15 protein-coding genes are annotated in these 13,395 nt (G+C 61.5%); 8 read left to right on the forward strand and 7 right to left on the reverse strand.

Features of this window, described 5'->3' with window-relative positions; translation table 11 throughout:
- Genes ACH2DG_RS05980 through ACH2DG_RS05990 form a run of 3 tightly spaced genes read left to right on the forward strand, consistent with a single transcriptional unit; the run spans window position 1 to window position 1,756 of the window.
- The gene (locus ACH2DG_RS05980; protein ID WP_224151418.1) at window positions 1–612 is read left to right on the forward strand and encodes a cytochrome c oxidase assembly protein; all 612 of its coding nucleotides are present in this window, start codon (window positions 1–3) and stop codon (window positions 610–612) included.
- Window positions 612–830 carry a DUF2970 domain-containing protein gene (locus tag ACH2DG_RS05985; RefSeq protein WP_395024804.1) on the forward strand — a complete coding sequence of 73 codons (219 nt, stop codon included), beginning with the start codon at window positions 612–614 and terminating at the stop codon, window positions 828–830. The genes ACH2DG_RS05980 and ACH2DG_RS05985 overlap by 1 nt, the downstream gene beginning before the upstream one ends.
- 44 nt (window positions 831–874) lie before the next feature.
- Complete coding sequence (locus ACH2DG_RS05990) at window positions 875–1,756, forward strand: cytochrome c oxidase subunit 3 (protein ID WP_395024806.1); 882 nt, start codon at window positions 875–877, stop codon at window positions 1,754–1,756.
- 69 nt (window positions 1,757–1,825) lie between these two features.
- On the opposite strand, the gene ACH2DG_RS05995 is transcribed toward ACH2DG_RS05990, so the two are convergent.
- The gene (locus tag ACH2DG_RS05995; protein ID WP_395024807.1) at window positions 1,826–2,047 is read right to left on the reverse strand and encodes a twin transmembrane helix small protein; all 222 of its coding nucleotides are present in this window, start codon (window positions 2,045–2,047) and stop codon (window positions 1,826–1,828) included.
- A gap of 254 nt (window positions 2,048–2,301) precedes the next feature.
- On the opposite strand from ACH2DG_RS05995, the gene ACH2DG_RS06000 reads away from it, so the two are divergent.
- From ACH2DG_RS06000 to ACH2DG_RS06020, 5 genes are all read left to right on the forward strand, one after another.
- Window positions 2,302–3,138: an SURF1 family protein gene (locus tag ACH2DG_RS06000; protein ID WP_395024808.1), complete on the forward strand. Its 837-nt coding sequence runs from the start codon at window positions 2,302–2,304 to the stop codon at window positions 3,136–3,138.
- Window positions 3,068–3,805, forward strand: a complete 738-nt coding sequence (locus ACH2DG_RS06005) for an SCO family protein (RefSeq protein WP_395024809.1) — start codon at window positions 3,068–3,070, stop codon at window positions 3,803–3,805. The genes ACH2DG_RS06000 and ACH2DG_RS06005 overlap by 71 nt, the downstream gene beginning before the upstream one ends.
- Before the next feature lie 124 nt (window positions 3,806–3,929).
- Window positions 3,930–5,063, forward strand: a complete 1,134-nt coding sequence (locus ACH2DG_RS06010; RefSeq protein ID WP_395024810.1) for a heme A synthase — start codon at window positions 3,930–3,932, stop codon at window positions 5,061–5,063.
- 32 nt (window positions 5,064–5,095) lie between these two features.
- Window positions 5,096–5,995 carry a heme o synthase gene (gene cyoE, locus ACH2DG_RS06015; RefSeq protein ID WP_395024812.1) on the forward strand — a complete coding sequence of 300 codons (900 nt, stop codon included), beginning with the start codon at window positions 5,096–5,098 and terminating at the stop codon, window positions 5,993–5,995.
- Window positions 5,996–6,001: 6 nt separating this feature from the next.
- Window positions 6,002–6,619 carry an SCO family protein gene (locus ACH2DG_RS06020; RefSeq protein ID WP_395024813.1) on the forward strand — a complete coding sequence of 206 codons (618 nt, stop codon included), beginning with the start codon at window positions 6,002–6,004 and terminating at the stop codon, window positions 6,617–6,619.
- A 51-nt stretch (window positions 6,620–6,670) separates the two neighbouring features.
- On the opposite strand, the gene ACH2DG_RS06025 is transcribed toward ACH2DG_RS06020, so the two are convergent.
- From ACH2DG_RS06025 to urtA, 6 genes are all read right to left on the reverse strand, one after another.
- Window positions 6,671–7,501: an urease accessory protein UreD gene (locus ACH2DG_RS06025; protein ID WP_395024815.1), complete on the reverse strand. Its 831-nt coding sequence runs from the start codon at window positions 7,499–7,501 to the stop codon at window positions 6,671–6,673.
- A 3-nt stretch (window positions 7,502–7,504) separates the two neighbouring features.
- Window positions 7,505–8,197, reverse strand: coding sequence for an urea ABC transporter ATP-binding subunit UrtE (gene urtE / locus ACH2DG_RS06030; RefSeq protein WP_395024816.1), 693 nt, complete (start codon window positions 8,195–8,197; stop codon window positions 7,505–7,507).
- A gap of 54 nt (window positions 8,198–8,251) precedes the next feature.
- Window positions 8,252–9,130: an urea ABC transporter ATP-binding protein UrtD gene (gene urtD, locus ACH2DG_RS06035; RefSeq protein WP_395024818.1), complete on the reverse strand. Its 879-nt coding sequence runs from the start codon at window positions 9,128–9,130 to the stop codon at window positions 8,252–8,254.
- The gene (gene urtC, locus ACH2DG_RS06040) at window positions 9,127–10,284 is read right to left on the reverse strand and encodes an urea ABC transporter permease subunit UrtC (RefSeq protein WP_395024984.1); all 1,158 of its coding nucleotides are present in this window, start codon (window positions 10,282–10,284) and stop codon (window positions 9,127–9,129) included. Before urtC ends, urtD begins: the two co-directional genes overlap by 4 nt.
- Window positions 10,285–10,293: 9 nt before the next feature.
- Window positions 10,294–11,886, reverse strand: a complete 1,593-nt coding sequence (urtB, locus tag ACH2DG_RS06045) for an urea ABC transporter permease subunit UrtB (RefSeq protein ID WP_395024819.1) — start codon at window positions 11,884–11,886, stop codon at window positions 10,294–10,296.
- A 101-nt stretch (window positions 11,887–11,987) separates the two neighbouring features.
- Window positions 11,988–13,259, reverse strand: a complete 1,272-nt coding sequence (gene urtA / locus ACH2DG_RS06050; RefSeq protein ID WP_395024820.1) for an urea ABC transporter substrate-binding protein — start codon at window positions 13,257–13,259, stop codon at window positions 11,988–11,990.
- Window positions 13,260–13,395 lie beyond the last annotated feature (136 nt).

The raw sequence follows: 13,395 nt of genomic DNA on the forward strand, positions 1-13,395 counted from the left end.
GTGCGACACGCAGACAACGTCAAGATGGTGGGCAAGCTGGCCGTCGTAGCCTTGGGCATGTTTGCCTTTGGCTATGCGCTGATCCCGCTGTACAAGCGCATCTGCGAAGTCACCGGAATCAACATTCTGGCCTTGACCGAGCGCGATGTACCGGGTAACGGCACTGCCGGTAAAAACGTCAAGCTCAATACCCAGGTGGACGAGAGCCGCACCATCACGGTGGAGTTCGATGCCAATGCACGTGGCCCCTGGAGCTTCAAGCCCGCCGTGGCGTCGATGAAGGTGCACCCAGGGGAGCTGAGCACGGTGATGTACGAGTTCCGCAACGAGCAGAACCACCGCATGGCGGCCCAGGCGATTCCCAGCTATGCGCCCAAGCAGGCCGCTCCCTACTTCAACAAGCTGGAGTGCTTCTGCTTCAACCAGTACACGCTGGATCCGGGTGAGAGAAAGGAATGGCCGGTGGCTTTCGTCATCGATCCCAAGCTCTCGAAGGATGTGACGACGATCACCTTGTCCTATACCTTTTTTGAAGTGGGCGGCAAGACACCGGGTGCTCCGGTGGTCGTACCCACGGCGGCTGCTGCGGCAGCGGAACCAGGGTCGTCGTAATGCCAGTACCCAATCCGACTCCGCAACCCGGACGGCGCAAAGGCAGTGTGTGGCGCACGGTGCAGGCGGTGCTGTGGTCTTTGCTGGGCGTTCGCAAGGGGTCGGAGTGGCAGCAGGATGGCGCGCAGGTCACGCCGCTGCAAGTCATCGCCGTTGGCCTGGTGGCCCTGGCTTTGTTTGTGCTGGGCCTGATGGCCCTGGTGCATTGGTTGGTTTGAGTAGAGTGTTTCAGTAGCAAGAAAACAAGATATCAGGAGCTGAGATGAGTGCGACACCCCATGGCGCTACGCCGTACTACTTTGTTCCCGCAGAATCGCGGCATCCGGTGATGGCGGCCATCGGCCTGGGCCTGATGATCGTCGGAGCAGGCAATTGGGTCAACGGCCACGACTGGGCCAAGTACGTGCTGCTCCTGGGCACGGTCTGGTGGCTGTTTGTGCTGTACCAGTGGTTTGGCGATGCCATCCACGAAAGCCAGGCAGGCAAGTACAGCCACCGCATCGATATGTCCTACCGCTGGAGCATGAGTTGGTTCATCTTCTCGGAAGTCATGTTCTTCGGCGCATTCTTCACGGCACTGTGGTGGGCGCGCGCGCATTCGGTGCCCACGCTGGGCAGTCTGGACAACGCCTTGCTGTGGCCCGATTTCAAAGCGGCCTGGCCCAGCGTCTCGCCCGGGGCCACCGCGTCACCCGCAGGCACGGTCGATCCATTCCAGACCGTAGGCCCCTTCTGGCTGCCTACGATCAATACCGCGTTGCTGCTGACTTCGGGCGTCACCCTCACCATTGCCCACCATGCGCTGCGGGACGACCACCGTGCCAAGTGCATCAAGTTCATGTGGATGACGGTGCTGCTGGGCGTGATCTTCCTGTTCGTGCAGGGCTACGAGTACCACCACCTCTACACCGAGCTGAATCTCAAGCTCAATTCGGGTGTGTATGGTTCTACCTTCTACATGCTCACGGGCTTTCACGGTTTGCACGTGTTTGTCGGCATGCTGATGCTGCTGGTTATCACCTTGCGGCTGCAAAAAGGCCATTTCACCGCCAAGAAGCATTTTGGCTTTGAAGGGGCTGCCTGGTATTGGCACTTTGTGGACGTGGTCTGGCTGGGCCTGTATATCCTGGTGTACTGGATGTAAGTTGCATCCAGTTCAGCAAAAAAGCGCCTCATGGCGCTTTTTTGCTGATGGGGTGATGGGGGCGGTGGTTCAGGAACTCACGGGAATTCCATGGGGTTGGATATAGCCCAGCTTCCAGGCAATCAGAATGCACAGGAACACCAGCACCGAGATCCCGATCCGTACGGTAAGCGCCCAGGCCATGCGTTTGTTGCCGGGGTCATCCGCCCGACTGCCGCGCATCATGAAGATAAGGGCAGACGCCAGGCTGGCAATGATGACGACAAAGGCCAGTGCGATGATGATCTTCATGGATAACTCCGGGTGTTGTGACGCAATGCGCTTTTATTTTGATAGCAAAAGCGCATGTCCCTCAAGCGCCAATAAGCAGTCAGACCTCCATTCTTGCGCAGATGCAGCGCCTGCGCCATCCGCTATCACCCGTGCTACCGATCCGGTGCCTAGGGCAGGGTATAACCATGGAGATGAAAGCCAGTCGTATGGCTGTTTCTCGAATGTTGCAGGAATCGTTTGTATGAACAGCGCATTGAAGGAAGCCATCAGCCATGGGTGATGTGCCGGATGCCAGTGCTGCCAGCAGCGCCCGCAAGGTGCGCCTGCGTTTTGCCATCATCACCATGGCAGCGGTGATCGCCATGCTGGTGACGGCATCGCTCGGCCGCTGGCAGCTGCGCCGCGCCGCTGAGAAAGAGGCCTACCAGGCCCAGCTCGATGCGCGCGCTGCCATGCCCGCGTTGGAAGGGCACAGCCTGCTGGCACCGCTCGCGCCTTCTGCGCAAGAAGAATTGCTGCACCGCCAGGTGGTACTGCAAGGCGAATGGCTGCCGCAGCACACCGTCTATCTGGACAATCGCCAGATGCAGGGCAGGCCCGGCTTCTATGTGTTGACGCCGCTGCGCCTGGCAGGGCCAGTTGGGCAGGTCGGGCAGGTTGGGCAGAATCTGGTGCAGACCGTGCTGGTACAGCGCGGCTGGGTGCCGCGCAATTTTGAGAACAGAGCCGCGCTGCCAACGGTACAGACGCCCTCCGGCCGTGTGCAGGTACAGGGGCGTATCGCCAGCCAGCCTGCACGCCTGCTGGAGCTGCAGACGCCAGCCAATGGCTCAGGGGTATCCCAGATCCGTCAGAATCTCGACACTGCCAGTTTCTCCCGAGAGATCGGCGTGCCCCTGGCCGCATGGACGGTGGTGGAAACCGATGCGGCCTCCGATGGCCTTGCGCGCGACTGGCCCGTGGTAGGCAGCGGCGTGGAAAAGCATTATGGTTATGCGTTTCAATGGTTTGGCCTGTGTAGCCTGATTGCCATCCTTTATGTCTGGTTCCAAATTGTCCAAAGTGTCCGCAGGCGCCGCCGCCACCCAAGCCCCGCCACCGGCGGATGAGGAATTGCTGGGCCTGACCGTGCACAGCTTGCCCGCCGCCCAGGCGGGCGATGCCATCGATGCCGCAGAGCGCTCGCGCAGTGGCCGCATCAAGATGTTCCTGGTGCTGCTGGTGTGCGCAGCGCCGGTGATCGCTTCGTACTTCACCTACTATGTGATCCGCCCCGAAGGCCGCCGCAATTTTGGTGAGCTGGTTGTTCAGCAGCCCACCCTTCCTGCGATGCAGGTGCAGACGCTGGATGGCAAGGCATTTGACCTGCAAAGCCTCAAGGGGCAGTGGCTGCTGGTGAGCGCATCGCCCGCCGCCTGCGACGACATCTGCCAGAACAATCTTTATCTGCAGCGCCAGTTGCGCGAGAGCATGGGGCGAGAGAAGGAGCGGGTGGACTGGGTATGGTTGATCACCGATGACGCCGAACCCCCGCAAAGCATGCGCCCCGGGCTTTCGCAGGCCACGGTATTGCGCATGCCGCAGGCGGCGGTGGCGCAATGGCTGGCACCGGCTTCTGGTGCCAAACTGGCAGATCACCTGTACGTGGTGGATCCGCTGGGCCACTGGATGATGCGCTTTCCCGCCAGGCTGGGCCAAGGCGATGCAGCCAAGGCCCGCAAGGATCTGGAAAGGTTGTTGCGCGCCTCCTCCAGCTGGGACAAGGAGGGGCGTTAGCGTGCCCATGGCCCCTTCTCTTGCTGATTGGCCTGTGGGCCCGCCGGATGGCTGGCCTGCGCTCCAACCCGCTGCGGCTGTTTTCCGTTCGATGCATGCAGTGCATCCCTGAGTTTTTGAGAGTATGACTTCGCAGGATCTGTACGATTTCGCACCGCTGGCGCGGGTATTGCTCACGGGCGCCATCATTGCGCTGGGGCCAGTTGTCTGGATCTGGTGGCGGCACCGGGGCGCAACCCCGCTCAAGCGCCTGCAGGTGCTGGCGGTGCTCACCTTGTTTTTGTCGTTTGATCTGGTGATGTTTGGCGCCTTCACACGCCTGACCGATTCGGGCCTGGGTTGCCCCGATTGGCCGGGTTGCTACGGCAATGCCAGCCCGATTGGCGCGCACGCCGAGATATCGGCCGCGCAGCAGGCCATGCCCACGGGCCCCGTCACGCACGGCAAGGCCTGGGTGGAGATGATCCACCGCTATCTGGCGACTGCGGTCGGAGGCCTCATCATCGTGCTCACTGCCAGTGCATGGGTGCGCCGCAGGCGCCAGGAGCACGAACCCATCAGCCCCTGGTGGCCCACGGCAACCCTGGTGTGGGTGCTGATACAAGGTGCGTTTGGCGCGTTGACGGTGACGATGAAGCTCTTTCCGGCCATCGTCACCTTGCATCTGCTGGGTGGCACGGTGCTGTTGATGCTATTAACCGTGCAGGCAACGCGCCAGACGCAATTTGCCGATAATCTCGGGTTAGTCCCAGTGCCGCAGGTGCTGCGCTGGGTGATCGCGGCTGCCGCGGCGCTGGTGTTCGTGCAGGTCACCCTGGGTGGCTGGGTGAGCACCAATTACGCGGTGCTGGCCTGCACCACCTTTCCGCAGTGCAATGGTGCCTGGTGGCCAGCGATGAATTTCGATGGTTTCCAGCTCTGGCGCCCTCTGGGCTTCTTGGCCGATGGCTCGCACATCAGCTATGAAGCGCTGGTTGCCATCCACTATGTGCACCGGCTGTTTGCCTACCTGGTGATTGCTGCCTTGCTCTGGCTGGGTTGGCATTTGCGGACCGTGCCGCAACTGGCCTCGCAGCGGCGGTGGCTGATCGGGTTGACGGTGCTGCAGTTTGCCACCGGGCTGTCGAATGTGGTGCTGGACTGGCCTATCGTGGCTGCCGTGTTGCACACCGGCGGCGCTGCGGCCATCATGGTGGTGCTGACGTGGACATGGTGCAGCACGCGCCATGAGATCCGCCGTAGCGAAGCTGCGGCCTGAATTGCTGTATGGAACAAAGACTGAGTGCTCCGATGACCGAACTTGCCGCTGCCCCGATGCCGAACCGCTTTGCGCAGTTCTACGCATTGACCAAACCCAAGGTGGTGCAGCTGATCGTGTTTTGCGCGTTGATCGGCATGGTGCTGGCAGTGCCGGGCATGCCTTCGGCGTCTGAGTTGTCGCTGATGGCTGTTGCCTGTGTCGGTATCTGGCTGGTGGCCGGCGCTGCGGCGGCCTTCAATTGTCTCGTGGAGCAAAGCATCGACGCGCGCATGAAGCGCACGGCCTGGCGCCCCACGGCGCGTGGCGAGCTCTCCAACAGCCAGACCTTGCTGTTTTCTGCAGCGCTGTGTGCTGCGGGTTCAGCCATTCTGTATTTCTGGGTCAATGCGTTGACCATGTGGCTCACCTTTGCCACCTTTGTGGGCTACGCCATCGTCTACACGGTGATCCTCAAGCCTCTGACGCCACAGAACATCGTGATTGGCGGTGCATCCGGCGCCATGCCGCCCGTGCTGGGCTGGGCCGCGATGACCGGCGATGTCGCGCCGCAATCGCTGCTGCTGTTTCTCATCATCTTCCTGTGGACGCCTCCGCATTTCTGGGCCCTGGCACTGTACCGGGTGGAGGACTACCGAAAATCGGGCCTGCCCATGCTGCCCGTCACGCATGGGAACTATTACACCCGTGTGCAGGTCGTGCTCTATACGGTGGTGTTGTTCGCCGCGAGCCTTTTGCCCTTCATCATTCAGATGAGCTCTTGGATCTATCTGGTAGCCGCCGTGGTGCTGGGCGCAGGCTTCTTTGGCTATGCTGTCGCGTTGTGGCGCAGCTATTCCGACGCCCTGGCCCGCAAGACCTTCCGCTTTTCGCTGGTCTACCTGAGCGTGCTGTTTGCAGCCTTGCTAGTCGACCACTACGTAACCTGGTGATATGTGATGAAAAAGCGTGATGCTCTTCGATGGATGGCTGCAGGCGCCCTGGTGGCGGGAGCTGCAGGTACCCTGACTGCGTGCAAACAAAGCCAGCCCAAGGCCAGCTTCAATGCGATCGATCTGACAGGCAGCAAGGAATACGCACAGGATTTTGCGATGCCTGACCAGAATGGCCAGCGCCGCACCATGGCTGATTTCCAGGGCAAGGTGACCTTGTTGTTCTTTGGCTATACGCAGTGCCCGGACGTGTGTCCCACCACCTTGAGCGATCTGGCCGCCGTCAAGCAAAAGCTGGGTGCCAAGGGCGACAAGCTGCAGGTGGTCTTTGTCTCGGTCGATCCCGCACGCGATACGCCCGAAATGCTCAAGTCCTACATCGCCAATTTTGACCCGAGCTTTCTGGCGCTGCGCGGCAGCGACGAGGAGCTGGCCAAGATGGCCAAGGACTTCAAAATCTACTACAAGAAGGTGGATGGCCAGGCTCCAGGCAGCTACACCATGGACCACACCGCTGGTGATTACATCTTCGATCCGCAAGGGCGTCTGCGCCTCTACAGCCGGTATGGCACACCGGTGGACACCTTGGCCAAGGACATCGAACTCCTGATCGACGGCGCCTGATCTCTTCAGCGCGGCAGGTGCGACATGTTGCCCAGGCCTGAAAGGGCGGTGCTACATCGACCAGATGCGGGGCGTTGTGCCGGGCAGACTCCACAGCTCGCTGCGCCAGTGCGCCCACACGGTCTTCCACAGCTGCATGAGCGGCTCCACCACAGGCGCGAGACCGCGCAGTACCAGCATATGCGCGTTGGGCGCAGTAACGCCGCAGATGACGCCTTGGGGCGCTGCTTGCAGCAGGGCGTGCGTGCTCTCCAGCAGTGCTTCGCGCAGGGGGCGGGCAAGCGGTGTGCCGCTTGCAAAAATCAGGCTGCCCATGCAGCGTTGCCCAGACAAACCCAGGGCGCCATCCAGCAACAGAGGGTCTTGCGCGTTGAGGATGCCGCGCTCCAGAAAGAGGCCGGGCCACTCCATATGCTGGGTGAAGCGCCCGCATGCAAAAGGCTGATTCGCCATGGGCAGACCCAGTGCTGTCACATCCCAGGTCAGCAGTTGGGCGCCTTTGGCAAGCTCAAACTCCAGGTGGTTGGCGGCATCGCAGGCGTTGTAGGCAATGGCTTCCAGCGGCAGCCATTCCAGCCTTGCCCCAGTCTCTAGCACGAGCCGGGTGCGCTGCAGCGCGGACTGGCCATTGCTTTTGTAGAAGCGTGTAGCGCCTGGGGTGGTCACCAGGGCATGCGCGCCTTCCCGCACCTGTACGCTGATATCAAGCACATCGCCGCCAACCAGCCCTCCCGGAGGATGTACCAGCACGTTGTGGCAGATGCCGGCGCCTTCGGGGTAGAGGCTCTTGAGAATGCGCAGCGGGCCGTCGTGCGTGAAGTGCAGGGCGGTCTTGTCTTGCTGCTTGCGGTAATCAAGCGCCAAGTGCGCATGCCAGGCCATGGGTCAGATTGCCACCAGTTTCCGGATGCCCTTTTGCTGCATTTCATTGCCGGGGCCTGCGGCAATCACTTCACCGCGTTCCATCACCACATAGTGGTCGGCAAGTTCTTCGGCAAAGTCATAGTATTGCTCGCACAGCAGAATGGCCATATCGCCGCGGTCGGCCAGCATGCGGATCACGCGGCCGATGTCCTTGATGATGCTGGGCTGTATGCCTTCGGTAGGCTCATCGAGAATCAGTATCTGGGGCTGTGGCGCCAGCGCGCGTGCGATGGCAAGCTGCTGTTGCTGGCCGCCCGAGAGATCGCCGCCGCGCCGGTGCAGCATCTGCTTCAGTACCGGGAAGAGCTCGTACAGCTCGCCCGGTATCCGGGTACGCGCAGGGCAGTATGACAATCCCATGCGCAGATTGTCTTCTACCGAAAGGCGCGAAAAAATCTCGCGCCCTTGCGGCACATAGCCGATGCCGCTGCGCGCACGTTCGTAGGGCGTCTTGCGCGCAATGTCCCGGCCCTGCCATTCAATACGGCCGCACTTGATGGGCACCAGGCCCATCAGGCTCTTGAGCAGCGTGGTCTTGCCAACGCCGTTGCGGCCCAGCAGTACCGTGATCTTGCCGATCTCCGCTTTCAAGCTGACGTTACGCAGAATGTGCGAGCCGCCGTAGTACTGGTGCAGGTTGTGAACTTCAAGCATTTTTTGCGTCCTGCGCCCGGCTATCCAATGCGGGCAGCGACTGTTTTACAGAAATCAGCGGCCAAGGTACACCTCGATCACGCGCTCGTCGGCCTGCACCTGAGCGAGGGTGCCTTCGGCCAGCACAGCGCCATCGCAGAGCACCGTGACTTTCTCGCTGATGGTGCCGATGAAGCCCATGTCGTGCTCCACCACCATCAGCGAATGCCTGCCTTTGAGGGTGAGAAACAGCTCCGCCGTGCGCGCTGTTTCCTCGTCCGTCATACCGGCAACGGGTTCGTCCAGCAGCAGCAACTGGGGCTCCTGCACCAGCAGCATGCCAATTTCCAGCCACTGCTTCTGGCCATGGCTCAAAAGGCCTGCCTGCCGGTTCACGCTGCCTGCCAGGTGAATGGTGTGCAGCACTTCGGCAATGCGGTCCTTCTGCGCGCCATGGAGGGCAAAGCGCATGGATGCCGCAATACCTTTGTGTGTCTTGAGTGCCAGCTCCAGGTTCTCGAACACGGAGAGCTGCTCGAACACCGTGGGTTTCTGGAACTTGCGGCCAATGCCCATGGCGGCGATCTCGGGCTCGTTGTAGCGCAGCAGATCGATGGTGGAGCCGAAGAACACGGTGCCGCTGTCGGGCCGCGTTTTGCCGGTGATGATGTCCATCATGGTGGTCTTGCCTGCGCCATTGGGGCCGATGATGCAGCGCAGCTCGCCAGGGGCAATGTCGAGGTTCAATCCGTTGATGGCCTTGAAGCCATCAAAGCTCACATGCACATCCTCCAGGTAGAGGATGCGGCCGTGGGTGGTATCCACTTCGCCGGCCACCACGGGCCGCGCCATGCTCGCACTGCGCCCGCCCGATTCGGTGCGGCCTTCGCTGCGACGCTCCGTGCGGTACTGCTGCAGGCGTTCGCTGCCCGATTGCATCAGGTCGGGGGTCATGCCTGTACTCCTTGCAGGGAGGCAGATGGCTGCGCCAGTGCGCGGCGCTTGTTCTTCCATTCGCGGATCTGCGTTGGAAGACGGATCAGGCCGCCCGGCATGAGCAAGGTCACCACGATGAACAGTGCGCCCAGCACATACAGCCAGTACTCGGGGGCTGCGACGGTGAGCCAGCTCTTGCCACCATTGACGGCGAAAGCACCAATGATGGGGCCTGCCAGACTTGCGCGTCCACCCACAGCCGTCCACACCGCCATTTCGATCGAGTTGCCCACGCTCATTTCGCTGGGGTTGATGATGCCAACCTGGGGCACATACAGCGCACCGGCCAGGCCGCACATCATGGCCGAGATGATCCAGATCGACAGCTTGTAGGGCAAGGGGTTGTAGCCGCAGAACATGGTGCGTGATTCGGCATCACGCACGGCCTGCAGCACGCGGCCGTACTTGCTGCGAATCAGCCAGCGCGAGAACAGAAAGCAGCCCAGCAACGCCAGCCCTGACAGCGCAAACAGCAGCACATGCATGGCTTGCGTGTTCAGCGAATAACCCAGCAGGGTCTTGAAGCCGGTGAAGCCATTGTTGCCGCCAAAGCCAGTCTCATTGCGGAAGAACAGCAGCATGGCCGCATAGGTGAGCGCCTGGGTGATGATGGAAAAATACACGCCCTTGATGCGTGAGCGGAAGGCGAAATAGCCGAACACGCCGCCGATCACCCCCGGAACCAGAACCACCAGCAGCACGGTGGCCACAAAGCTGCCCGACAGCGCCCAGTGCCAGGGCAGTTCCTTCCAGTCCAGAAAACCCATGAAGGCAGGCAGCGCATCGGGGCCTGCGGCTTCGCGCATGAGGTACATGCCCATCACATAGCCACCCAATGCGAAGAACAGGCCATGGCCCAGGCTCAGGATGCCGGTGTAGCCCCAGATCAGGTCGATGGCCAGGGCCACGATGGCATAGCACATGAATTTTCCCAGCAGGCCCACCAGATAGTCGGACAGATGCAGCGCACTGCTCTCGGGCACCAGCAGGTTGAGGACGGGTGCTACAGCACATACTGCGATGAGCGCGGCCAGAAAGATGGCCCAGCCCCGCGTGCCGAGCAGAGGCTCTGGCCTGGGCAGTTGCAGGGAGTTTGGCAGATCGGTAGTCATAGGCATGGATCAGGCTTCGGCGCTTCGGCCCTTGAGGGCGAAAATGCCTTGCGGGCGTTTCTGGATGAACACGACGATGAAGAGCAGCACGGCAATCTTGGCGAGCACTGCACCGGCCCAGCCCTCGAGCAGCTTGGACAGCACGCCCAGGCCCAGGGCTGCATACACCGTGCCCGCCAACTGGCCCACACCGCCCAGTACCACGACCAGGAAGGAGTCGACGATGTAGTTCTGGCCCAGGTCCGGGCCCACGTTGCCGATCTGGCTCAAGGCGCAGCCGGCCAGGCCCGCAATGCCGGAGCCCAGCGCGAATGCATAGGTGTCGGTGCGGGCGGTGTTCACGCCAACGCACGAGGCCATGGAGCGGTTCTGCGTGACGCCGCGCACGAAAAGGCCCAGCCGCGTTCGGGCGATCATGAAGGCCACGGCGCCCAGCACTGCAAAGGCAAACACGATGATGGCAATGCGGTTGAACGGCAGCGTGAGATTGGGCAACAGCGAAACGCCACCGCTCATCCAGGCGGGGTTTTCGACCCCTACGTTCTGCGCTCCAAACAGGCTGCGTACCGTCTGCTGCAATACCAGGCTGATGCCGAAGGTGGCCAGCAGCGTCTCCAGCGGACGGCCGTAGAGAAAACGGATCACGCCACGCTCCAGCACAGCGCCTACCAGCGCGGCGACGACGAAGGACACTGGCACGGCCACGACCAGATACCAGCCGAACGCGGAGTCAGGCATCCAGCGCTGGAACAGCACCTGTACCAGGTACGTGGCATAGGCACCGATCATGATCAGCTCGCCATGCGCCATGTTGATCACGCCCATGAGCCCGTAGGTGATGGCCAGGCCCAACGCTGCCAGCAGCAGCACGGAGCCCAGGCTCAGGCCGCTGAAGATGGCGCCCAGCCGTTCGCCCCAGGCCAGTGACTCGGCAATGGACGACAGCGCGGAGCGGATTGCCTTCTGCACTGCGGGATCGCTCTCGTCGGCCAGCCTTTGGTTCAGCAGCAGCTGTGTCTCCGGGGTGTGGATCTGCGCCAGTTGCTGCACAGCCTGCAGGCGCTCGGCAGAATCCTCGCTGCCCAGCAGGCTGGCGGCCTTGGCGCGCTCCAGCATGGCTTTGACCTGTGCATCCGGTTCACCTGCCAGTACCTTGTCGATCAGTGGCAGGCGAGCGGCATCGGGTTCTGCCGCCAGCTTTTGCGCCGCTGCACGGCGGGCCTGCACATCGGCGCTGTTCAGCGCCAGTGCAGCCTGCGCGGATTCGATCACGCCGCGCAGGTAGTTGTTGTTGACGATCTCCTCGGCATCAGCGGGCAGTGTGGTGACTGCACCAGTGGCGGGATCGATGGCACGCTCGCCCTGGATGACAAAGGCCTTGCCACCGGCTGTGCGCACAGCGTCATCGGCAAGCGCCTGCAGATAGGCCGCCAGCCTGCCGCCGTCGTCAGGCTCCAGCACGGCGGTGTTGATAGCCGCAGCGCGCGCATCATTGTCTTGGGCAGCCGCCATGGCAAAGGTCTGTTCGGCGGTCAGCGCGTGGCAGGACAGCGACAGCAGCAAGCCCAAGGCTGCGGCCATGGCTTTGTGCAGGATGTTCATGGTTGAATCAACCTTCAGCGCTTATCCATTAAGCGCCATTAGCTATTGTTTTGATACTTGATATTGCCCGGTCTGCATTGCGCAGACCGGGCAGCATGCAATCACGAACTGCTCTTGCCGTCCGGCTCGTCCTTCTTCTTGTCATTGCCTTCGATATAGGGGCTCCAGGGCTGTGCCTTGATTGGGCCCTTGGTCTTCCACACCACGTTGAACTGGCCATCGGCCTTGATCTCACCCACCATCACGGGCTTGTGCAGGTGGTGGTTCTTCTCGTCCATCTTCACGGTGAAGCCGTCTGGTGCAGCGAAGGTCTGGCCGGCCATGGCAGCGATGACCTTGTCGGTATCCGTGCTCTTGGCTTTTTCGACGGCCTGCTTCCACATGTGGATGCCGATCCAGGTGGCTTCCATCGGATCGTTGGTCAGGGGCTTGTCCTTGTGGCCTGCAATGTTCTTGGCCTTGGCGTAATCGCTCCACTGTTTGATGAAAGCGGTGTTGGTGGGGTTCTTCACGCTCATGAAGTAGTTCCACGCTGCCAGGTGTCCCACCAGCGGCTTGGTGTCCACGCCGCGCAGCTCTTCCTCGCCCACGCTGAAGGCCACCACGGGCACATCCTTGGCCTTGAGGCCCGCATTGCCCAGTTCCTTGTAGAAGGGCACGTTGGAGTCACCATTGATGGTGGAGATCACAGCGGTCTTGCCGCCGGTGGAGAATTTCTTCACATCTGCGACGATGGTCTGGTAGTCGCTGTGGCCAAAGGGGGTGTAGGTTTCCATGATGTCGGAATCCTTCACGCCCTTGGATTTGAGGAAGGCGCGCAGAATCTTGTTGGTGGTGCGGGGGTAGACATAGTCGGTGCCCAGCAGCACGAAGCGCTTGGCACCACCGCCTTCCTTGCTCATCAGATACTCGACCGCAGGAATTGCCTGCTGGTTGGGGGCCGCGCCGGTGTAGAAGACGTTCTTGGACAGCTCTTCGCCTTCGTACTGCACCGGGTAGAACAGCAGGCCATTGTTCTGCTCGAACACGGGCAGCACCGACTTGCGCGATACGCTGGTCCAGCAGCCGAAGACCACGGCCACCTTGTCCTGCGTGATCAACTGCTTGGCCTTTTCCGCGAACAGCGGCCAGTTGGAGGCAGGGTCCACCACCACGGGCTCCAGCTTCTTGCCCAGCACACCGCCCTTGGCGTTGATGTCGTCGATGGCCATCAGCACCGTATCCTTGAGCACGGTCTCCGAAATGGCCATGGTGCCCGACAGGCTGTGCAGCACGCCGACCTTGATGGTGTCCTGTGCATGCGCAGGAGACGAGAAGAAGTAAGCCAGGGAGACCGAGGCTGCCAGTACGTTCAGGGTTCCACGACGATTCATTGCACCACTCCAACAAAAGGGTTCGATCACGATTGACCGTGCTTGCTGCAGTGCAATAGGCGTGCCAGTTTTGAAATCTACTCGTGGATGGCTGCCTGGTTCGCGTGCGCTGCGGCGATATGGGGCGCGGCATCGC

The organism is Comamonas odontotermitis, assembly GCF_040396735.1.
GTDB classification, from domain to species: domain Bacteria; phylum Pseudomonadota; class Gammaproteobacteria; order Burkholderiales; family Burkholderiaceae_C; genus Comamonas; species Comamonas odontotermitis_C.

Excerpts from the sequence above, each read along its gene's own strand:
- ACH2DG_RS06005 (WP_395024809.1), top strand. The coding sequence starts at position 3,068 with ATGTCTGGTTCCAAATTGTCCAAAGTGTCCGCAGGCGCCGCCGCCACC.
- ACH2DG_RS05990 (WP_395024806.1), top strand. The coding sequence starts at position 875 with ATGAGTGCGACACCCCATGGCGCTACGCCGTACTACTTTGTTCCCGCA.
- ACH2DG_RS05985 (WP_395024804.1), top strand. The coding sequence starts at position 612 with ATGCCAGTACCCAATCCGACTCCGCAACCCGGACGGCGCAAAGGCAGT.
- ACH2DG_RS06020 (WP_395024813.1), top strand. The coding sequence starts at position 6,002 with ATGAAAAAGCGTGATGCTCTTCGATGGATGGCTGCAGGCGCCCTGGTG.
- urtB (WP_395024819.1), bottom strand. The coding sequence starts at position 11,886 with ATGAACATCCTGCACAAAGCCATGGCCGCAGCCTTGGGCTTGCTGCTG.
- urtE (WP_395024816.1), bottom strand. The coding sequence starts at position 8,197 with ATGCTTGAAGTTCACAACCTGCACCAGTACTACGGCGGCTCGCACATT.
- urtC (WP_395024984.1), bottom strand. The coding sequence starts at position 10,284 with ATGACTACCGATCTGCCAAACTCCCTGCAACTGCCCAGGCCAGAGCCT.
- ACH2DG_RS06000 (WP_395024808.1), top strand. The coding sequence starts at position 2,302 with ATGGGTGATGTGCCGGATGCCAGTGCTGCCAGCAGCGCCCGCAAGGTG.
- ACH2DG_RS06025 (WP_395024815.1), bottom strand. The coding sequence starts at position 7,501 with ATGGCCTGGCATGCGCACTTGGCGCTTGATTACCGCAAGCAGCAAGAC.
- cyoE (WP_395024812.1), top strand. The coding sequence starts at position 5,096 with ATGACCGAACTTGCCGCTGCCCCGATGCCGAACCGCTTTGCGCAGTTC.
- ACH2DG_RS06010 (WP_395024810.1), top strand. The coding sequence starts at position 3,930 with ATGACTTCGCAGGATCTGTACGATTTCGCACCGCTGGCGCGGGTATTG.
- urtD (WP_395024818.1), bottom strand. The coding sequence starts at position 9,130 with ATGACCCCCGACCTGATGCAATCGGGCAGCGAACGCCTGCAGCAGTAC.
- ACH2DG_RS05995 (WP_395024807.1), bottom strand. The coding sequence starts at position 2,047 with ATGAAGATCATCATCGCACTGGCCTTTGTCGTCATCATTGCCAGCCTG.
- urtA (WP_395024820.1), bottom strand. The coding sequence starts at position 13,259 with ATGAATCGTCGTGGAACCCTGAACGTACTGGCAGCCTCGGTCTCCCTG.